This is a genomic window from Vibrio sp. Makdt, from assembly GCF_027587015.1.
In the GTDB taxonomy this organism is placed as follows: Bacteria; Pseudomonadota; Gammaproteobacteria; order Enterobacterales; family Vibrionaceae; genus Vibrio; species Vibrio chagasii_B.
This window is the reverse complement of record NZ_JAPPTH010000043.1, coordinates 1-22316: the sequence shown is the minus strand read 5'-3', so window position 1 is coordinate 22316 and position 22316 is coordinate 1. Positions and strand designations below refer to the sequence as shown.

The 22316-nt window shown below is 45.6% G+C and carries 15 protein-coding genes; 3 read left to right on the top strand and 12 right to left on the bottom strand.

Translation table 11 applies throughout. From position 1 onward, the window contains the following. Positions 1-371: hypothetical protein (locus OH460_RS26565; protein ID WP_270000123.1), on the top strand; the 371-nt coding region annotated here is incomplete at its 5' end. Between the two features lie 596 nt (positions 372-967). Here the strand turns inward: OH460_RS26565 and pheT are convergent. From pheT to OH460_RS26525, 8 genes are all read right to left on the bottom strand, one after another. Continuing rightward, positions 968-3355, bottom strand: a complete 2388-nt coding sequence (gene pheT / locus OH460_RS26560; protein ID WP_270000121.1) for a phenylalanine--tRNA ligase subunit beta — start codon at positions 3353-3355, stop codon at positions 968-970. An 18-nt stretch (positions 3356-3373) separates the two neighbouring features. Further along, complete coding sequence (gene pheS / locus OH460_RS26555; RefSeq protein WP_004741591.1) at positions 3374-4357, bottom strand: phenylalanine--tRNA ligase subunit alpha; 984 nt, start codon at positions 4355-4357, stop codon at positions 3374-3376. A gap of 264 nt (positions 4358-4621) precedes the next feature. After that, positions 4622-5731, bottom strand: a complete 1110-nt coding sequence (locus tag OH460_RS26550; RefSeq protein ID WP_270000120.1) for a GGDEF domain-containing protein — start codon at positions 5729-5731, stop codon at positions 4622-4624. 224 nt (positions 5732-5955) lie between these two features. After that, positions 5956-7188, bottom strand: a complete 1233-nt coding sequence (locus OH460_RS26545) for a hypothetical protein (protein WP_270000119.1) — start codon at positions 7186-7188, stop codon at positions 5956-5958. A gap of 9 nt (positions 7189-7197) precedes the next feature. Further along, positions 7198-8004, bottom strand: coding sequence for an outer membrane lipoprotein-sorting protein (locus OH460_RS26540; RefSeq protein ID WP_171730215.1), 807 nt, complete (start codon positions 8002-8004; stop codon positions 7198-7200). Between the two features lie 44 nt (positions 8005-8048). Beyond that, complete coding sequence (locus OH460_RS26535) at positions 8049-10514, bottom strand: efflux RND transporter permease subunit (RefSeq protein WP_270000118.1); 2466 nt, start codon at positions 10512-10514, stop codon at positions 8049-8051. 171 nt (positions 10515-10685) lie between these two features. After that, the gene (locus tag OH460_RS26530; protein ID WP_270000117.1) at positions 10686-11471 is read right to left on the bottom strand and encodes a TetR/AcrR family transcriptional regulator; all 786 of its coding nucleotides are present in this window, start codon (positions 11469-11471) and stop codon (positions 10686-10688) included. Between the two features lie 376 nt (positions 11472-11847). Beyond that, a complete protein-coding gene (locus OH460_RS26525) occupies positions 11848-13032 on the bottom strand; it encodes a hypothetical protein (protein WP_270000116.1) in 1185 nt (394 codons plus the stop codon). Between the two features lie 310 nt (positions 13033-13342). On the opposite strand from OH460_RS26525, the gene OH460_RS26520 reads away from it, so the two are divergent. Together OH460_RS26520 and OH460_RS26515 are read left to right on the top strand one after the other, a co-directional pair. Beyond that, positions 13343-14134 (top strand): hypothetical protein, encoded by a 792-nt coding sequence (locus OH460_RS26520; RefSeq protein WP_270000115.1) that lies wholly within the window; start codon positions 13343-13345, stop codon positions 14132-14134. After that, on the top strand, positions 14055-14807 hold the full coding sequence (locus OH460_RS26515; protein WP_171762217.1) for a hypothetical protein: 753 nt from the start codon (positions 14055-14057) through the stop codon (positions 14805-14807). Before OH460_RS26520 ends, OH460_RS26515 begins: the two co-directional genes overlap by 80 nt. Before the next feature lie 134 nt (positions 14808-14941). On the opposite strand, the gene OH460_RS26510 is transcribed toward OH460_RS26515, so the two are convergent. The 4 genes from OH460_RS26510 to OH460_RS26495 all read right to left on the bottom strand — a co-directional run bounded on the left by OH460_RS26510 (position 14942) and on the right by OH460_RS26495 (position 22187). Beyond that, on the bottom strand, positions 14942-15436 hold the full coding sequence (locus tag OH460_RS26510; RefSeq protein WP_061031603.1) for an outer membrane beta-barrel protein: 495 nt from the start codon (positions 15434-15436) through the stop codon (positions 14942-14944). Positions 15437-15579: 143 nt separating this feature from the next. Beyond that, complete coding sequence (gene hrpA, locus OH460_RS26505) at positions 15580-19620, bottom strand: ATP-dependent RNA helicase HrpA (RefSeq protein ID WP_270000114.1); 4041 nt, start codon at positions 19618-19620, stop codon at positions 15580-15582. Between the two features lie 286 nt (positions 19621-19906). After that, positions 19907-21118: an L-lactate MFS transporter gene (locus tag OH460_RS26500; protein ID WP_270000113.1), complete on the bottom strand. Its 1212-nt coding sequence runs from the start codon at positions 21116-21118 to the stop codon at positions 19907-19909. 22 nt (positions 21119-21140) lie between these two features. Then, a complete protein-coding gene (locus OH460_RS26495; protein ID WP_008222112.1) occupies positions 21141-22187 on the bottom strand; it encodes an alcohol dehydrogenase catalytic domain-containing protein in 1047 nt (348 codons plus the stop codon). Positions 22188-22316: the final 129 nt, after the last annotated feature.

Genomic DNA, 22316 nt, shown 5'->3' with positions numbered 1-22316 from the left:
TTATTGGAGCATCTCTATTTTATTTGAATGAATACATTTATCTTATTAAGGATTATATTCGATATGCTTTGCTATGTATCATGTTAATCCCACTTCCAATAGCTTTCATGAAGATTAAAACGCATTTCAGGGTTAGAAATATTTATAAAAGCATTAATATAAAAAGCCTAAAAACACGATTAGACATTTACAGTGCAATCAAGTCTTTAGAGGGTAATCACTTTTATATTAACAAGTTAATCGATAACATTGAGTTAAACATATCGAGCGTGAAAGGTGATTGGCCTGATAAGAATATTCTTTGCTCTACTTCTGGTATATATACAACAAAACTTTGCCAGCTAGATGTTCGTTGGCTAGGTATAGACTAATGTGTCCCGTCTTGATTTAGACTGGTAATTGATTGCCCCAAACGCTCGATTTACTTCATCGGGCGTTTTGTTTTTTAGAACTATGTGATATCTCTTATTAACAAGAGGCTTTCAATGATTAGGCCACCATTTATTTTACTTCATCTAAATCGTTCGATTTATTCAAAAGGTATAACATGCTCTCAATAGAGACAATAAGCTGTCTCGCACGGTTTGTATATCGTTCCAAGTAAGCGTTCGGCCTTTAACACCTTATACTAGATGCATCATTCATCACTTCTCCACAAAGCGTCATATTAAATCATCTATCTTTGGCTGATGAATGGCTACTCGAATCCTTTTGATTCACTTGTCTGGAGTTGAGCCTCGAAAGAATTTTACGTAGTCGCATTAGACCTTTCTCAGTAGTCATTTCACCTTTCAATTTGTTTTACGAGCACAAAATTAAAGGCACGAGATTAATTTCGTTGAGCATACTCTATATGTTGTTCAGCACTCTCCAGTTTAGTGGTTGAAGCAATTGAACCGCATAAAAACTTTAAACAAAAAAGGCCTCGCAATGCGAGGCCTTTGGTTTTTCTATCTATCAGAAGATATTAGTCGCGAAGTGCTGCGCCGAATTTCTCTGAGATTGAAGCTACGATAGCATCTACTGAACCAGCGATGTCTGCGTCTTCTAGTGTGCGCTCTACAGACTGTAGAGTCAGTGCGATAGCTAGGCTCTTCTTGCCTTCTTCTACGCCCTTACCTACGTAAACGTCGAACAGTTTAGCGTCTGTTAGGAATTCGCCACCCGCTGCGATACACGCTTCTACGATGTCGCCAGAAGCTACTGCTTCGTCAACAACAACTGCGATATCACGACGGTTTGCAGGGAACTTAGATACTGCTACTGCTTCTGGAAGCACGCGAGTGTTGATAGCTGCCCATTCGATTTCGAATACGATAGTACGGCCGTTTAGACCAAACTTACGCTCTAGTTCTGGGTGAACAGTACCAATGATACCCACTTCTTTGCCGTCTACTACGATAGCCGCAGTTTGACCTGGGTGAAGTGCTGGGTGCTTAGCTGCTTTGAAGCTGTAAGCTTTTTCGTTCGCTGTTAGCTCTAGAACTGCTTCTAGGTCGCCTTTCAGGTCGAAGAAGTCAACAGTGTTTGTTGCAACGTCCCAGTGCTCTTCGCCACGAGTACCAGAGATAACGCCTGCTAGCATCATTTCTTGACGCATGCCGTTTTCAGCTGATGCTTCAGGGATGAAACGTAGGCCAGATTCGAATAGACGAACGCGTGGCTGTTGACGCTTCTGGTTGTGAACAACTGTGTTTAGAAGACCTTGGATTAGGCCAAGACGCATTGCTGACATGTCCGCAGAGATTGGGAATGGCAGGATTAGCGGCTCAACACCAGGAACAACAAGTTTTTGCTGTTCTGGTTCTACGAAGCTGTATGTGATTGCTTCGTGGTAGCCACGGTCTACAAGAAGATCACGAACGCGCTTAAGCTGTTGGTCAGCTTCTTTGTGGTCGTTCATTTTAAGTGCCGCTTTAGGCGCTTGGTTTGGAATGTTATCGTAACCGTAGATACGACCTACTTCTTCAATTAGGTCTTGCTCGATTGCGATATCGAAACGCCAAGATGGAGACGTTGCCGTCCAACCTGCGTCCGTAGTTTCCACTTCACAACCTAGACGAGTTAGGATTTCTACCACGTCTTCAGATGGGATTTCGTGACCTAGTAGGCTGTCTAGCTTAACGCGACGTAGAGATACTACGTTTGCTTTTGGTAGATCAGCTTCAGATTCGCTGCCGTTTACTGGCGCAACTTCACCACCACAGATATCAACTAGAAGCTGTGTTGCGCGCTCCATTGCTGCTGCTTGAAGTGTTGAATCAACACCACGCTCGAAACGTAGAGAAGAATCTGTGTGTAGGCCGTAAGCACGTGCGCGACCACGGATGTGATCAGGTGCGAAGAATGCTGCTTCTAGAAGTACGTCTGTAGTTTCAGTAGTTACACCAGACTCTTCACCACCAAAGATACCAGCGATTGCTAGTGCTTTATTGTGGTCAGCGATAACAAGTGTGTTGCTGTTTAGTTCAGCTTCGTTGCCATCTAGAAGTGTTAGTTTTTCGCCCTGCTCTGCTAGACGAACCACGATACCACCTTCGATCTTAGCTAGATCGAATGCGTGCATTGGTTGGCCTTGCTCTAGCATCACGTAGTTTGTGATGTCTACAACTGGGTCGATTGAACGGATACCACAACGGCGCAGTTTTTCTTGCATCCAGATTGGAGATTCCGCTTTCACATTTACGTTCTTAACCACACGGCCAAGGTAACGTGGACAAGCATCAGTTGCTTTGATTTCAACAGATACTGTGTCTTCAATGCTTGTTGCAACAGCGTCAACTGTTGGCTCTGTAACGTCTGCGCGGTTTAGTACGCCAACTTCACGAGCAAGGCCACGAATGCTGAAGCAGTCTGCGCGGTTTGCTGTTAGGTCTACGTCGATAGTTACGTCGTTAAGCTCTAGAAGCTCACGTACGTCCATACCTAGCGTTGTGCCTTCTGGCAGCTCAAGGATGCCGTCAGACTCTACGTCGATACCTAGCTCAGAGAAAGAACAAAGCATGCCGTGCGATGGAACGCCACGTAGTTTTGCTTTCTTGATTTTGAAGTCACCAGGAAGTACTGCGCCAACTGTTGCTACTGCTACAGTTAGGCCAAGACGACAGTTAGATGCACCACAAACGATGTCTAAAAGTTCTTCTTCGCCGATATCAATTTTTGTAACTTGTAGTTTGTCTGCGTCTGGGTGCTGACCGCACTCAACCACTTTACCTACTTTAACGCCGGTGAATTCACCAGCAACAGGTTCTACATCGTCAACTTCCAAACCAGCCATAGTGATTTGGTGAGCTAGCTCTTCGCTGTTAATTGCAGGTTTAACCCACTCGCGTAGCCAAGATTCACTGAATTTCATAGTTTTGACTGCCCCGGATTACTTGAATTGTTTAAGGAAACGAAGGTCGTTCTCGAAGAACGCACGAAGGTCATTTACACCGTAACGAAGCATCGTTAGACGCTCTACACCCATACCGAATGCAAAACCAGAGTATTTCTCAGGGTCGATGCCAACAGAGCGAAGTACGTTAGGGTGAACCATGCCACAGCCTAGAACTTCTAGCCATTTGCCATCTTTACGTTTCACGTCAACTTCAGCTGAAGGCTCTGTGAACGGGAAGAATGAAGGACGGAAACGCACTTCAACTTCTTCTTCAAAGAAGTTACAAAGGAAATCGTTAAGAATGCCTTTAAGTTGTGCGAAGTTTACGTTCTCATCAACTAACATACCTTCCACTTGGTGGAACATTGGCGTGTGAGTTTGATCGTAGTCGTTACGGTAAACACGACCCGGAGCAATGAAGCGGAATGGCGGTTTGCCGTTTTCCATCGTACGGATTTGAACACCAGAAGTGTGCGTACGTAGCATTAGATCAGGGTTGAAGAAGAAAGTATCGTGATCAGTACGAGCTGGGTGATCGTCTGCGATGTTTAGTGCATCAAAGTTGTGGAATGCATCTTCGATCTCAGGGCCAGACTCAGTGTTAAAACCAAGCTCACCAAAGAACTGTTCGATACGCTCAACTGTGCGAGTAACTGGGTGAAGACCACCGTTCTCAATGCGACGACCTGGTAGGCTCACATCGATAGTTTCTTCAGCTAGTTTCGCTTCAAGCTCTGCACGTTGTAGTGCGTCTTTGCGAGCTGCGATCGCTTGTTGAACAGCACCTTTCGCTTTGTTGATCTCTTGACCAGCAGTGCGACGCTCTTCAGGTGGAAGTTTACCTAGGCTTTGTAGTTGAAGAGTTAGTTCACCCTTCTTACCTAAATACTGAACTCGCACTTCATCAAGTGCGACTAACGAATCTGCTGTATCAATAGCAGTCGTTGCATTAGCAATGATCTCTTCTAGATGTTGCATCATTTCCTCATCTACCAGTTGGTAGTGTCCGTATCGGATGATTAGTTTTTTTAGATAGCTACACATAGTAATCAAACAAGCAACCAATGCCAAATTGAATCGGCAAAAGAACAAGTTATTGCCTAAAAACACGGCAAATTTAACAGGATATTAATGAGGAGGAAGAAGAAGTGGCACAAATACGGGTGCCACTTGTTTATTTTGAAGTGGATAGCGCTTAAAAACTAAAGCGAAAGGTGCTCTCGTTCTCAAGTAAACCGAGCTCTAAATCTGAATAGAACAAACGCTGTTCTTCCCTGCGTTTTTCGCTAAATAGACGGACTCATCCGCCGCTTTAATCAATTCATTCATGGTTTCGAATTCTTGGGTCATTTCAGCCACACCCACACTGATGCTACCAATCCAAGCTTGGTTGCCGGTTTCGACCTCTAATTCAGACACTTTCTGTCGAGTTGTTTCTGCGATGTGCATGCCTCCATTAAGATCGGTATCCGGACAAATCACCAAGAACTCATCGCCCCCTAATCGACACACAATATCGTCGTTGCGAAACCTGTTTTTCAGCTCGTTCGCAAGGGTTTTTAACACCAAGTCACCAGCGTCATGCCCACAAGTGTCATTAATGCGCTTGAAGTGATCGGCATCAATCATAATGCACACCAAAGGCATGCCAAGTTCTTTCGATTCTTGCCAATGCAAAGCTAACTGTTTAAAGGCACAACGACGGTTAGGTAATTTAGTGAGTGAATCGGTTAACGAGAGTTCTTCGAGCTTCTTGTTCGCTCGTTTCAATTCTGCGGTACGTTCCTCGACTTTGTCTTCGAGTAACTGGTTGAAGCGTAACAACTGTTTGTTTCGTTCAGAGACTTGTTCGAACAAGCCTTTAAGCGCAGCCAGTAAAGGGATGGTTGAAGAGTCTTGCTGCTTTTCTTCTGCTTCAAAGGCTTGTTGGGGTGTTGCGCCCTCTTCTATCGCGGCCACTTGTCGCGCCATGTTTTGGTCAATGCCAAGGATGTGATAAGCAAGCCAATGGATGAGGAAATCCAGTAGCTGACGTGCTGACGCCTGATCTTCTTCCAAGATGAAGGCTTGCATGCTGTAGATGTCTTGCATAAACACGCGATGCACTTTGATGTGTTCTTCAATGTGTAAATCATAAACGCCACGCTCTCTCATCAAAGATTCTTCTTCTTTAAAATGAAATTCGGCATAGCGTGTTAGGTCAAGTAAAGCAGCGCTCATGTCGTCGATAGAGATCGTATTCTCCGACAACAGGTTTCCGTAGTGGTTGATAAAACCAACAAGGTATTGATGCTGTTCGTCTACAACACCAATACCTGTTTCAAAGTTTGTATCCCAATTAAATGAATTCATAATTCCCTTAGGGCCGATACCGCCAGCACGATTCACATGCATATTCGGAGGTTATAGATATTCGAAAAAATATAACCATCTTACCTGTGGGTCTATTCGATTGTTTGCTCTATTTTATAAAAAGGCGACTTTGAACATTCTAAATATGGCTCATCTTAAATTTGAGACGCTCCCCTTAACAAGAACGCCATTAACTTGTTATAAATGCTAACTTTTTATAAATACTAAAAGTAATATTCCAACGCCACCTCAACAAAATCGTCCTTGCGAGCAAAGAACAACAAATCCTCTGGGGTTTCGTTCTCAAACAACCACGCATTCAATCGCCACTTGAGGTTGTTATTGATGCGGCTTGAAGCTTCTAGCTTGGCGCTGTAGACATCGCTGTTATCTAAGTCTTGAGTAATGCCTGTAAGCACTTCGGTGCCGTCTTCATCATTCAAGGCAAAACGTGCCCCAAGGAACACATCGTTTTGGCCGATGGTTTGGGCATTGTTACCTCGGCTGTCATACAAGTATTCAGCAATGAAGCCGATGTCCCAATACGATTCAAGCGCCCCAACCCATGTGTATTCAAAGCCTGTCGCCACGCTTGTGTGGTTGTCGTAGCTGTCGCGATAAATGCTTTCCAGCTTCCATAACCAGTCACCGATAATGCCTTGCACATCGAGTCCGAAGTGCTGCATTTGTGCGTAGTATGGCTTGAGTTGATTGCCTTCCACACGGTAGTAAGGGTCGCGATTTGTGCCGCCTAAGTAACTTAAACCGACATCCCAATCGCCGTACATTTGGCTATAACGCAATGCCACATCAACATGCTTTTCTTCTCTCGATGATTCGTAAAGCGCATCGTCCGATACGGGCACGGTTGGCCTTAATCGACCATCTTCCCCAGCGAAGGTACGCTCACGAAAATACGGCAGTAGCATGGCGTCTATGGTGCCCCACTCTTTTATCGAGGTGAAGTGCACCATTGGCTGACCCAGTTTTGATTCACCATCGACCGATTCAATGGCATCGGTCTGGTTTACCACATCCACTAAATGCGCCGATTCGGTTACACCCCAAAATACCTTTCCAACACCCGCCCGCAGTTCGTAGTCGTCCCAGTAAGTGAGATACAAGGCTTCACGAATATCACCATGAGTTCGTTCATCGTCTTCGCTGTCTAGGCGATAAAACGGGGTGAAGGTAAAGCTGCCATTACCCTCTGATTGCTCCCAGTAAAACTCTGGCTGCAACACCAGTGAGCTTTGTCCTTTGTCTTGCCCTTGTAAGCCGTCGCTAAAGAACTGCCTGTGTTCAAGGTTAACCTGCCCTGCTAGCTCCGGGGTGACCTGTTCTACGAACTCAGAGCTAAAGCCAGCTGCCACACAAGGCAACGACACCTGCATAAGCCCGATGGTCGCCGCCAAGGTTAAGGATAATTGGGTTCCTGTTGCCACAATCCTTTTCATATTCCTGCCTTATTTCGCACGTTTTAGTGTGTTCTTTTGGAAATCCTTGTCTTTAAGACCGGTCTGGAAGGCTAAATCTGTCGTGGTTAATACGGTACTTTTACCTGTTTGATGGTTTTGCATCGCCATGGTGTGTGCGCGCCAGTATTGGTTCAGGTATTGTTTGTAGTCTTGGAACGATAGGGTCTTAAGCAGTGCGCCTTTGCGGTCGTAAAATTCGACTTTCATTGGGCGGTAATGTTGTTGGTCTAGCCATACTTTCTGCATGGTGTAGCCTGAGTTTTTATCGGTCGGCACTTGCTCCAAAACAAAGGTGTCTACGCCTTCCAGTTTTGCGTCTTCAATGTAGTTAAAGGTGTACTTTTCTAGCTCGAACGAGCTTAAGTCTTCGTAAGCAAATTCACTGCCCATAAACGGGCCCGATTTGTTGCGTGAAGAGATGCGTTTTACACGTTTTAATGCAGGCAGATACAGCCACTGGTCATCGGATTTGGTGATGTGTGAATGGTTTAGGAAAGCCGTGCCTTTTACGTCGCGCGGTTCATCAAAAATGGTTAAGCCTTTATCGCCATCGTTATCCACTTCTAATGATTTCAATCGCATCAGGCGTGTGCTGCTTTCACCCTGTTTATTGCGAAGTAGCATTTCCATGGTTGCGACAGAATCGCCCCACCCGACATCGACCGCTTTACGTTGCTCGGCAATTTCTAAGCCTTTCGCTGGATCTGCTAATGCTGGGAAAGCGGCGAATGTGCTGATGCTTAACGTGCTCACAGCAAATAATGTAGTAACGAATGATTGTTTAACGCTTTTCATAAATATCTCCTTGAGTCAGCCCACCGCAGCAGGCTGACGTTTCCTTATTTAGTCGATGTAGTCAGTTCGGCTGTCGAGCTAGGCTGCGACTTGGTGTCAGGCTTTGATTCGTGCTGAGTGTTAACTGAATAATGGGTCTGCTTGTCGAAGATCATCAGTAAGCTTGGTAACAAGATGAAGTCGACCACCAGCGCAATGAAAATCACAATCGCGCTGAGTAAGCCCATGTCCGAGTTGAGTCTGAAGCTCGACATCGCCAGTACAGAGAAACCCGCCACGAGTACCACTGTGGTGATCCACAATGCACGCCCAACCGTGTGGAAAGCGTATCGAACCGCTTCTTCTGCCGATTTTCCTTCAATTCTTGCGCGCTGGTATTTGCTTAAAAAGTGCACCGCATCATCAACTACGATACCTAGAGTGAGTGTCACAACTACGGACAAACCAAGGTTGATTTCACCAGAGATAAGCGCCCATAAACCAAATCCAATGATCGCAGGCGCAATGTTTGGCACTAGGCTGATCATACCCAAGCGAACTGAGCGCAACGCAAAGATCATCAAGCCAGAAATAAGTACTAAGGTGATAGGCAGAGTCGAGAGCATGCTCGCCATGTTGGTTTCGCCAATGTGAGCAAACATCAATGATGGGCTCGACGCGACCACTTCATACTGAGGTGCATTGGCTGCAAACCATGAGTAAATGCGCTCTTCGAGTTCGACTAGCTCAACGCTACCAAGGTTATCAACGGTAAGTACCATTTTGATCGATGACTTATCGACGTTGATCTGGTTGTTCAAGTCCAAGCCATACGGCAGAGACATTTCGTAAAGCAGCAGGTATTGCGCGGCAAGTTCACGGTTAAGCGGTAGCTTGTAGTAGCTATCATCGTCGCCATGCATGTTCTTGTTCAAACGCATGTAAACATCGGAAAGCGTGGCTACATGGTCAGTCTCTGGTTGAACGCGTAGCCATTCAGTAAAGTCACCAATCGCTTGCAAGAACACAGGATCAGCAATCGCTTGAGACTCATTGGTCTTAACAGCAATACTGATGGTGGTCATGCCGCTTACGGTCTCTTCCATAAAGTCGGCCGCTTGTCTGAATTCGCTTGAGGTATCGAAATACTTCACCGATTCATCGTTCACTTTGTTGAGTGGAATTAACGCCGCAGCGCCAACAATCACCAGAGTTGAAATCGGCAGCAGTGCTTTACGGTTGGTGACGACAAAATCGCCCAGCTTATCCATGAAGGTGATTTTGTCTGCCGCTTCAGGATTGGCAGAAAGACGTTTAACTGGCAGCAGTTTTAGCAGTGCAGGCAACATAGTCACAGACAGGAAGCACGCGATAAGTACGCCTAGTGCCGACAAGTTTCCGAAATCACGTAGCACCGGAGAGTCCGACATGTTCATCATCAAGAAACCGATAGCAGTGGTCACTGAAGTGATCAGAATCGGCATCGCATTGAGCTTGATGCTGTATTGAATGGCTTGTGCTTTCTCCATCCCGCGTTGCATCGCTTGTCTCATGGTCACAATCACGTGAACACAATCAGCCACCGCCAAAGTTAAAACCAAAGTTGGAACATTTACGGTTGCGGTGCTCAAGAACATCCCTGCCCAACCAGATAAGCCCATGGTGGCAACAATTGAAGAGATGATCACAATAAGTGTCGCCACCACACTAAAGAACGAGCGCAGCATAAAGGTCAGGAATACCAGTACCACTAGCAGCATTAACGGCACGAGCGTCGAGCTGTCCTCTTGAGCCGAAGTCATAAAGGCGTTGTTCATGGCGATGATGCCCGCTTTATGGAACTCGACGTTGGGATACTCAGCTTGGTACTTGCCGATCATGGCATTGATCGACGCGATCACCTCTTGCACTTCCGCCGTCTTATCCACTTCTGGCAGTTGTACGGTCACGTTAACAATCGTCACATCGCCAGAGGCCGACACCAAAGCATTCTTGAGCAACGGTTCGTTGAGGGCAATCTGTTTTACTTTGGCGATACGCTCTGGTGTGTGCTCGTACTCTTCATACAGCAAGTCTTCTACCAAAAGATCATCTTCAATGGCTTCGGTGTGCTGATAATTAGCTAGGGAGTCGACACGGCTTGAATACGGGATCTGCCACGCATCGACCGTGAGGTTTTGAACCAGGGTGAGGGTTTCAGGGGTGAAGACATTGCCATCTTCAGGGGCGACAACAATCGCAAGGTTGTCGGTTTTTGCAAAGGTGGTTTGAATCTCATCGAACGCCATCAACTGCTTGTTGGTGCCTTCGAAGAAGATGTTGTAGTCCCCTCTAAAGTAGAGGTTCTTAGCCCCTAATGCAGAGAGAATGATGATTGAAAACACCACCAGCAGAACGATAAACGAACGCTTGGTAGGTATTGAGTGCCAACTGTTATTTAGATCGGCGTTTGCGCTATCGGCATTAGGGTTATTTCGGTTTTGCTGATCGAACGTGGGCTTCTGGCTGTCATGTTTCATCACAGTCTCCATTTGTGACGATTCGTCATATATGTGTAATAAAAAGCCAGCCGAAGCTGACAAAAGACACAATGCTTAGTCAAATACTCAAGAAAACAGCAACCACAGTCGGTTAATCTCAAGTTTGTGACGAATCGTCAAAAATGGTTATTAATAAACCCACATGTGTGGGCTTAATGGAAGCTATCGACCTACAGACTCTAAGTAAGCGATCTCTTCACTGAACAGTTCTTGTTCTACACGACGCCAAGTTTTGCGGTAATCCCAATCGCTAGAAAGGGGCTGCCAATTGAGGCCGTCTAGAATCATGTTCGCGTTGTGTAATACTGAATACGGGTCTTGTAACCGCTTAATACAATGACTGTTTGATGCATTCTGTGACAAGGCATTTGAACCAAACGCAATTGACCAGTTAGCAAAAACGATGGCATCTGAACCAACGCCGGAAGAGAACTTTAGGTCACCCGCTTCTACCGCTTGGTTAACCATAGAGTCGCATTGTTCAATCACCAACTCTTCCAGTTCATTCATCTCGGCGACGCGTGCACTAGACGCTTTCTCTAGTACCCACGGGCTTTTAGCCATGATCGCACAAGTTGATAATACCGGTTCCATGCGAGCATAGATTCGATAAGCAACGTGCAATGCGACGATCTTTTCACGCGTGTTGCCTTCAAACTCTCCAGAGCGAGCAAACATCATTGCTTCTGTCTTAAGAGAGTGAATACATAACGCTAAAACGACGTCTTCTTTGCTGCAAAAGTGATTGTAGATTGTCCCTTTAGAATAAGAGCTCGCTGCCGTTAGCTTGTCCATCGTTAGGTTTCCGAACCCTTGTTCTCGAACCAGCTCTTTCGCCAACAACATCAACTCTACTTCTCGGTCTGCAATAGACTGCTGCTTTTTAGACAACACGCCTTTGCAACCAAAGATACCTTGTTTATCGCCTTTACAACCAAAGCCAAACATAATTTCTCAGTCCGTATTTGAGCTTAGCCATTATCTAAGCTTAGCCAGTATTAAAAACACTCCTATCCAATATATTAACACGAATAGTAAATTCATGTAGTTAACCATTTTATGACGCTTCGTCATTTCTGACTTATCGTCATAATAGCGCAAATATTGATCATATCAAGGTGTTTTATAAATTAAATATGATTTATGAATAGATAGGTAAGTTATCAATACCCGGCTTGGTGACATTAAAAAGCCAGCGACTGTCCAAGTCACTGGCTTGCGGGTTTCATACTGATTGAATGTCACTCAACAATCTGACCTAACAATCAGACTTTTACCAACTCTTATTACGAGCGCTTGTTACTAGTGCTCGTTACTAATTCTGTTACAACAGGGCTTTACCATTTTCGCCCTGGGCGTACAGCGCCAAACTAATGGTCTTCAACGCTTCGGTTTCAGTTTCACTGACGGTTAACGACGACACGCTACTGCCATTCAAACGGCTCAACATCTGTCTAACTATCATCAACTGTGGTCTCACGCTCGGAATGCGAGTGTCGATAAACTGAAACCAATCCGGGTTCATGTGGTGCTTTACTTTGTCCAACACATCTTTGTTAACGATGGTGAAGGTTTTAGCCCCCTCTTTAGCGTCGCGCAAAATGTCATAAATAACATGTTCTTTCTCTTTGGCGACCAACATGCCTGAGATGTTGAGTTGTAACTCTCCGATGATGCCATTTTTCATCTTTAAGAAGAATTTGATGTCCTTATAACCCGAGCCTTGCGCTTTTTTATTGAACTGGCTTAACCCGGATAGTTTTGAGCCTAGACCATAACGATCTTTCAAGGCTGACTGATAATGCTGGAGATCTTTGAACTCTTTGGTTCTGGATATGAATACCTTTGCCGCCGACATCGCTCGTACACTATCGAACTCTATCGTCATACGTGCGCAATCTTTTAGGTCTCCGATATCATCTAGAGGATTACGGTTGGTAATTTTATCCAATGCACCATTGAAGCTTTTAATCCCGCCATACGCGCCCGGTGGAACCGAGAGCTTGCCATTGAACAGAGAAACAACGTGTTTAGAGAACTCTTTCAGCTCTTCTTGTGCTTGGATGATCTCGCGATACATCATGAACAGTTGTTTGCGTTTAAGGTGTGCATTCGCCAGTTGGTTCTTGGCTTTAAAATTCGCCCCTTTGGACATGATCTTGGAGGTGCCATTGGGTGAGGTAACCACATTACCCTGCATCTCTTCGCTAAGGTAAGTTTTGAAGGCATTGTCATCGGTTAAAATCGAATACATCAACTGGGCGACTTTGCCCTGCTCTGTATTACGAAAGGATTGGCCTTGTAGGCTAGCTTTCAATTCAGCTAAGGCTTGTTGATAGGCTTTGTTGTTGACCAAACGAAAGCCTTGAGACATATGAGTCGATTTATCAATATGTTTGAGAACTTCTGGCTTTCGCTTTTTGATTTCTTCTTTCTTCAATTCCCACTCTGTTTTGGTAAACGAGGTTCCGTTTTCCGGCATCATGGTGAATTCCACACTGGTTGGCATACAGTCTCCTTCTGTCTTGTCCATCCTTGAGTTGATTGTTCGTTTGTAGGCTAGCTTGGCGGTTAAGCAAAATGGCTGAGCAAACTGGGAGTGTTGTTTTAACAAGAATCCCTAAACGTACTCATTTGAACATAGCAATTGTGCGAGCGTGCTACGAAAAAATTGGCGAGTCATGCTGCCTTTATGGGGCAAACCTCTCCTTATGGTTAATATTTGTCTCACTGATGTGGTTTTCTGCTAAGTTGCTATAAATTCAGTATGGGGTGACTTACAATAGAGTCAACGACCTACCTTTTTTGAGAACACGATATTGAGCGCCAAATATTCTTATTTAGCTTGGCAAGTGAATACTTCTAGCCCAGCAGAAAAGCTTGTTTTATTGATGCTTGCAGACGGTGCGGATGAATCCGGTTACACCAATGTGTGCCTGCAATCGGCAAGTCAGCTTTGTGCTCTCTCTACGTTTGGTTTAGCCGACTGCCTTAAGTGCCTAGTCGACCAAGGTATTCTCGATAAGGTAAAAGTAGACTATCGAGATCAAAAAGAGATCCACGTATTCAAACTGCTCATTGAAAAAGAGCAAGCTGCGGCGCCCGTTGAGGCTCAACCGGTCAATAGTATTCCGGTCTACTCTACGGCACCTGCACCTGCACCTGCACCTGCACCTGCACCTGCACCTAAGTTTCAGCCTGCTCCGGCACCGATGCAAAACATGCAGCATGCCCCTCGCCCACAAAGCCGAGGCTCAATGACCAGCAACACGGTTTCCACTCATGATTTGGATGAAGAGATCATTCCAACATGGGCAGAACGTGCGTTTAAATTCTCCGGCCTTGCTGGTGACCATAGCTTAATATGGAAAAAATTTGTCCTCTGGTATAAAGCCAAAGCCAATGAACTCATGCCAATCTCTCGCATCGAATCTAAGTTGCAGTACTGGTTAGTTAACGAGAAGCAAAATGAAAGACAACAACAGCAGAAGACCTCTCAATATTCAGGAAATGCAGGACAAGCTCAAGGAAATGGGTATCGACAAAAGCTTAGCCCATCTGAACGCTTCAGGCAGCAGCTCATTCAAAAAGGCAAAAAGCCAACCTTCTGATCCTGCACCTGCAGTCGTTCCAGAAGTTTTACCGGCAGTTTCATCGCCATCGGTACCTGTTGTTGAATCAGACACTGGCTCAAATCAACAAGTACCTGTCGTTGACCAAGATCCTGCAGAACTCGAACTGACGGATTGGTGTATCCATGTGTTCGGCTCTTTCTTGAGCGTGTACGAGACTCAGTGGGAATACCAGTACGGTAGTGAACCAAGCGGTAAGTTCATTGAGTTTGCTAATTCTGTCGATTCTGACGGCCTTAACCGCGTGCTAATGCACTGTCATGAGCGTATTCAGCTTGGCAACAGCTGGCCACCACAAATGGGTGAGCTTTGGATTCTGAAAGACTCTCTGACAGAAGAAGAGCTGTTGGATAGCCGCATTCGAGTATTGTCTCGCACCGCTGCGAACAAGATTGAGAAATGGCTTATTCAAAACAAGCTGTATGACTTAAAACGCACTGCGGAAAACAAGCTTGATGGCCTGTTTAAGAAGTACTACTTGGAAGCGAAGCGTTTAGACGAGAAAGGCATGCTTGAAACGGAATTACCACAATTTCTACTTGCCGCTAACTCAGTGAAGAACTTGAACGATTTGAAGCGTGAAGAGTACGAAAGCAAACACGGTAAAGCGCTGAATCCAAGAATCCAACAGATTCTCAACAGCAAGAAATAGCCACTCGCTTTCTAGTGTGAAAAACACAGTGAGCAGATACAAAAATGCCAGCAATTAAGCTGGCATTTTTTATGAATTCTTACGAACTCTTTAGCGACTAAACAACCGTTATTTACGATCGCCTTACTGAGTAGTTACAGTAGGTGGATAGTTGCGTTTAGAGAGAAAACGCCTGCGTCGTCATCTTTCATTTTGAAGTTTTGGTAGCTAGCGCCTACAGATAGTGGACCGAAGATGAAGTATTCAGCGCCTACAGCGTACATGATATCAACGTCGTCTTGCTTGAAGCTATCGCCTTTCACTTCGTAAGAGTGAAGACCACCCTTCGCGTATACGTGAAGAGGACCGAAATCGATGCTTGGTTTGATTGCTAGGTAAGCTGTGCTTACGTCAACGTTTTGTGCAGCACGGTTGCCGTAGCTAACGTTGTCGAAAGAACCTAGATCCCAGTAACCCGCTTCAACACCGATAAGTGGCAGGATACCTGTACCCACGTGGATGCCCACTGCGTTTTCATCTTCGCCTGCGAATGAGTTTTGACCACCCATTACGCCGCCGTACAACCAAGAATCAGCCATTGCTGTTGAAGATGCACCTAGCAGTGCTAGTGCCAATAACGTTTTTTTCATATTCGACCTTTTTCGTCCTAGTGGCAGGCCTTGAGTGGTAATAAATTGCCACCAAGTCGCCCTGTATGTAATAACTATTCAATTAGTAATGCAATAAGCAAGATTTATACCCAAACCTTGCCATTGCGTCTAGCATTATTCCTTTAGCAAGCATCGATTGCGTTTTTAACACGCTTATCTGACACTGGATAAGGCGTACCGAGTTGCTGTGCGAAGAAGCTTACACGAAGCTCTTCAATCATCCAACGCACCTCTTTTACGTTTTCTGGAACCGCGATCCCTTTTGGAATTTTGTTCAGCAGCTCTTTGTAATCATTCATTACTGACTCAACTTTGATCATATGCAAACGATCTTTGTTAGGGTCAATTGGCAGCTTCTCCATGCGGCGTTCGATTGCCTTCATATAGCGTAGGATATCTGGCAAGCGTTTCCATCCACATTCTGTGGCAAAACCCTTAAAAATCAAACCTTCTACCTGAGCTTTTATGTCAGAAAGTGCAAATGCCATAGAAAGATCCACACGCCCTTTCAGCTTCTTGCTGATGCTGAATGCCGTAGTAAGGATGGTTTCTACCTGCTGAGCAATCTCAACCACGGTATCACCCAACTCTGCACGTACGTGTTCTTTCAGTGCTTCAAACTGCTCAGGTTCCCAAACCAAACCGCCCTTCTCTTCGATCAGCTTATCAATACCACAAGCGATACAGTCATCGATAAGATCGAGAACCTTGCCGTATGGGTTAAAGTACAAGCCAAGTTTCGATTTGTTCGGTAAGTTCGAGTGCAAGTATTTAATCGGCGACGGCACGTTCAACAAGATCAAACGACGCTGACCCGATTTCATTGCCGAGATCTGCTCTTGTTTCGTCTCGAACAGTTTGATCTCTACGCTGTCTTTGGTATCCACCAACGCAGGGAAGGCTTTTACATCGTAGCCACCGCGCTTCTGTTGGTAGACTTTTGGTAACTCACCAAAGCTCCACGTATGCAGGTTTTGCTGCTCGATATCGTCATCCGCAACTTTAGAAAGCGTCTCTTGAACTTTGTCTTTCAGGCTCTCTTTCAGTTCGTGTAAGTCTTTGTGTTCTTTCAACTTACGTTTGCGATGATCCACTGCACGGAATGTTACCTTTAAGTGCTCTGGAATCTGGTCTAACTTCCAATCATCTCGTACCACTTCTACACCCGTCATGCGGCGTAGCTCTTTTTCAAGAGAGTCCAGTAGCGGCGCTTCAAGTGGTGTCACACGAGCCAAGAACGCATCAGCGTAGTTTGGCGCAGGCACAAAGTTACGTCGTAACGTCTTTGGTAGTGACTTGATTAAGCTAACCACCAATTCCTGACGTAGGCCTGGGATCTGCCAATCAAAACCGTTCTGGTCGATTTGGTTCAAGATAGGCAGCGGGATGTGTACCGTTACACCATCGTTGTCATCGCCCGGCTCAAACTGGTAGCTCAGCTTTAACTTCAGGCCATTTTGGTGCCAGAAGTTCGGGTAATCTAAATCGGTAACATGGCTTGCATCACCGCGGAACAGCATCGATTTTTCGAAGTTAAGTAGCTCTGGAGTCTCTTTGCTGGTTTTCTTCCACCAAGTATCAAAGTGACGGCCTGAAACTACCTCTTCGCCTACGCGCTGGTCGTAAAATTCAAACAGCTCGTCATCATCGATCAAGATGTCACGACGACGTGATTTATGCTCTAGCTCTTCCACTTCTTGTAGAAGTTTACGGTTCTGTTTGAAGAACGCGTGCTTGGTTTCCCACTCGCCTTCAACCAATGCACTGCGTACAAACAACTCACGACTGATGGTTGGGTCAATCGCGCCATAGTTCACTAGGCGTTTAGGAACAATCGGGATTCCGTAAAGCATCACTTTTTCGTGTGCCATTACCGCCGCTTGTTTCTTCGACCAGTGTGGTTCGCTGTAGCTGCGCTTAATTAGGTGCTTCGCTAACGGTTCAATCCATTCAGGCTGAATTTTAGCAATCACACGACCCCAAAGCTTTGAGGTTTCCACCAGCTCAGCAGACATGATCCATTTAGGTTGCTTCTTAAATAGGCCAGACGCAGGGAAGATATGGAAGCGTGCATTACGCGCACCTTGGTATTCATTCTTCTCTTGGTCTTTCATACCAATGTGAGAAAGCAATCCTGATAGTAGCGACTGGTGAATGCCATCGTAACTGCCCGGCTCATCGTTGAGCTTGGTGTCCAATTCACGCATTGCTTGGTGAATTTGGAAGTACACATCTTGCCACTCACGAATACGCAGGTAGTTCAGGTAATCTTGCTTACACTGTTTACGGAACTGGTTACTCGACAGCGCTTTTTGCTGCTTCTTGATGTAGTCCCATAGGTTCACAAAGGTGATGAAGTCTGAGTCTTTGTCGAAGAAACGCTTGTGCTTGTCGTCAGACGATTGCTGTTTGTCTGATGGACGCTCACGCGGGTCTTGAATCGACAATGCAGACGCAATAACCATCACTTCGTGCAGGCAGCGGTTGTTTGGCGCTTCGATAACCATGCGCGCTAAACGCGGGTCGATCGGTAGCTTAGACAGCTTACGACCAATTGCCGTTAGCTTCTTAGTATCGTCGCCTTGGTTCTTGTTCTTGCTGTTTGGCTTGCCCGATGCAATCGCACCTAGCTCTTCAAGCAGCCTTACACCATCTTGAATGTTGCGCTTATCTGGCGCTTCAACGAATGGGAAGGCTTGAATATCGCCCAAGCCTAGTGCTGTCATCTGAAGGATTACAGACGCTAGGTTGGTACGCAGGATCTCAGGATCGGTAAACTCTGGGCGTGACTCGAAATCTTCTTCAGAGTACAAGCGAATACAGATACCTTCAGCAACACGACCACAACGACCTTTACGCTGGTTCGCACTCGCTTGAGAAATCGGCTCAATCGGTAGACGTTGTACTTTGGTGCGGTAGCTGTAACGACTGATACGCGCTGTACCTGGGTCGATTACGTACTTAATGCCAGGAACCGTTAACGAGGTTTCTGCCACGTTGGTTGCCAGCACGATGCGTCGACCAGTATGAGACTGGAAGATACGGTTCTGCTCACCCGCCGAAAGGCGCGCGTACAAAGGTACAATCTCGGTATCACGCAGATTACGCTTGCTTAGTGCGTCCGCAGTATCACGAATTTCACGCTCACCATTCATGAAGATCAGGATGTCGCCTAAGCCTTCATCACACAGCTCATCAACCGCTTCGAAGATACCTTCCATTTGGTCACGATCAGAATCGCTGTCGTCACCACCTAATGGACGGTAGCGCGTATCTACAGGGTAAGTACGGCCCGATACTTCAATGATTGGTGCATTGTCGAAGTGCTTGGAGAAACGCTCTGGGTCGATGGTTGCCGACGTGATGATCACTTTTAGATCAGGACGCTTTGGTAGCAACTCTTTCAGGTAACCCATGATGAAATCGATGTTCAGGCTACGTTCGTGCGCTTCATCGATAATGATGGTGTCGTACTGATTTAAGAAACGGTCGTGTTGAATCTCCGCCAGTAGAATACCGTCGGTCATCAGTTTGATTTGTGTGTTGTCAGAAATCTGGTCGTTGAATCGAACCTTATAACCAACAAACTCACCCAGCTGGGTTTCCATCTCTTCGGCAATACGGTTCGCAACCGAACGCGCAGCCAGACGACGCGGCTGAGTATGACCAATTAGGCCAAAGCGACCACGGCCAAGCTCAGAACAGATCTTAGGAAGCTGAGTGGTTTTACCCGAGCCCGTTTCACCCGCCACGATAACCACTTGGTTTTCTTCAATGGCTTTCGCAATATCATCGCGCTTTTGGCTAACAGGGAGAATTTCTGGGTATTCAATGGTTGGTTTTTGCGCAGCACGCTGGGTTGCCGTCATCATCGATTGGGCAATGTCTAATGCGATTTCATCGAAAACAGCATGCTTAGATTTTTCGTTTTTAATACGGCTTGCACCAGAAATGCGCTTACTTAGACGGAAGCGGTCGCGCATCATGCACTCATTTAAGGCCTTACGGAGAGAGGCTGGGCTATTTTGAGATGCGCTAGCTTTAGGTGCTCGTTGTTTGTTGTTTTGCTTTTTTTGATTAGCTTGATCAGCAGCAGAGTCCAATGTCGCGTTGGTATTCGCTACATGGTTATTTTTATCTGCTTTTTCCGGAGACGAAGTCACAGCGTGTCCTATTCTTTCTCTTATATAAACTCGCGCGATTGTAGCATAAAGGAAAGGAACGAGTTAACACAAAGCAAGGAATATTAGCTGCCTAAGCGCCTGCTGAAACAAGGGATAATGCAAACTAACGTGTTCAATTGTTATACTAAAAACTGAAGCTGATTATTGGTAGGCAATCGATGATTCGATTAAAAAATGTTGGCTTAGATTGCCCAAGCCAACATTAGGTGGAAACACGTTATCGGTAGAGACTCTGAATTTAATAAGAGCCTCACCGTTCTCGCGTTTAATATTCCAGATTAACTTCGTCTTCTAATAGCACAGATTTATCGACCGGCTTCATTAGGTAATTCATTACTGTGATCGAAACCAGCAGAGCAGCGTAAGCCAAATAGGTATTTTCAGCCGTCCCCGCTACGGAAGCGAGTATTCCTCCGAAGAACCCTGACACACCCCATGCTGAATAGAGTATTCCAAAGTTGGTTCCATACGTCTTCAGACCATAATCGACCGCTGTTACTGGAGGGAAAACACCAAATAACGCACCATAAGACATGGCGCCTGCGGAGATACCGATCATGAGAGGAATGGTCGTTTCAATGGTTGTAAAAAAGACCATATTGACCGCTTGCAACATAAATATTAAGCCCAGTGTATGAACACGCCCTATCCTGTCGAATACAACGCCGCCAATAACTCGCCCTGCGGTATTAAAAATCGCTAATAAAATGATACCTAACGCAATTTCTTCAGCGGTTAATCCTATCGATTTACTAACGTTACCAATAGAGCCGATAAGCATGATACCTGCTGCTGATGACACCATGAACATTAACCAGATCTGGTAAAATTGAGGGGTTTTCAGCATATCTAGCCACTGGATGTTTACGTCTGATCCATATTCCGCAGCCTTTCCTCCGGGAATTTCTGAAACATACCCTTTGGGTGGATTGACCAGAAAAGAAGCCATCGGGATCATAAAGAGCAAGCCGACACCAAGGATCTTGAACGTGTCTAAGATGCCATAGTGTTCGATGAGAACGGTCGATAACGGAGCCAAATACAGTGCCGCCATCGCAAACCCACCAGCGGTTAAACCACTAACCAACCCCTTTCTGTTCTCTGGCCACCACTTCATGGTACATGGGCCAATACAGGCATAGGCAAAACCCATCCCAGCACCGACCATACACCCGAAAGTAACCTGCAATTCCGCTAATGTTGAGGCATAACCGGACGCTAAAAGCCCCGCCCCGACAAGAAACACACCAAGTATTGTGACCTTCCTTGGCCCTATTTTGTCTTGCCATACCCCAGCCAAAAACAGACTTACCGAAAATGCGAACACGGAAGTCTGGTAAGGCCCATCTACGTCCTTAGGATCAACACCTAGCGCCTCAGCCAAAGGTTCACTGAAAACGCCCCATACATATAGGATACCGATCGATAGGTTCACGATTAAACCTATCACTAGTATTTTAAATGGTTTACTAATCAAGCTAACCTCAACAATTCGCTGTTTATGAACAATCGTTAGAAATGATGACTTTCAACGACTTGTGGTCTGAAGCATGGATAAAGGTCGAATAAGCTTCTTCTGACTCTGTTAAATTGAACTGGTGACTAATCAGTTTTTGAGGTTCCAAATAACCCGCTCTAATTTGCTTGATTAACATTGGCGTTGTATTGGTATGAACCATGCCAGCTGTCATGGTAAAGTTTCGTTTCCACATGTCTTCTAGGTTAATCGTTGCAGATTTACCGTGAACACCAAGCACCGCAATGTTGCCTCCTGGGCACACCAACTTCTGAGACATATCCCAACCAGCAGGAATACCAATAGCTTCAATCACCACATCCACACCCACATCATCGGTCATGTCGAGAATTTGCTGTACGGCGCTGCCATCTGAGTTATCGATCGCATGGGTTGCACCTAGCTCTTTAGCCACTTGCAGTCGATGAGGGTTAGTATCGATTGCATAGATTTCACTTGGAGTGAAGAACTTAGAGGTCATCAGAGCTGCAAGGCCAACTGGGCCACAACCAATAACGGCAACAGAGCAACCCGGCTGAACCTGACCATCCAATACACCCACTTCGTAACCCGTTGGGAAAATATCGCTCAATAAAACCAGAGAGTCTGTATCGATGTCGTCAGGGACAAGGTGCAGGCTTGTATCGCCATAAGGAACTCGAACGTATTCCGCTTGGCAGCCATCAATTTCATTACCAAGTAGCCAGCCACCATCTAAACATTGACCAAATTTAGACACTTGACACATTTTGCAGCTACCACATGAAGTAATACATGACACGATAACGCGATCGCCTGGCTTAAACTTACTCACCAACTCACCGCATTCTTCGACGATACCAACCCCTTCATGGCCCATGATTGTGCCTGGCTTAAATGTCGCAACGTTATTTCTTAATATATGTAAATCCGTACCACAAATTGTGGTTTTCTCGATTCTTACGATGACATCGCTTTGCTTCTCAATTGTAGGGATTGGACGTTCTTCCAATTTCGCGCTGTCTTTTCCATCAAATACATATGCTTTCATTATTCTTCCTAGCTGACGTTGTTGTTATATAAATTCGAGCTCATCATATAGACGCAATTAAATAATTAACGTGACCAGTATGGCGATTAACAATCGATTAACAGATAACAAACACAGTTAGAACACCAT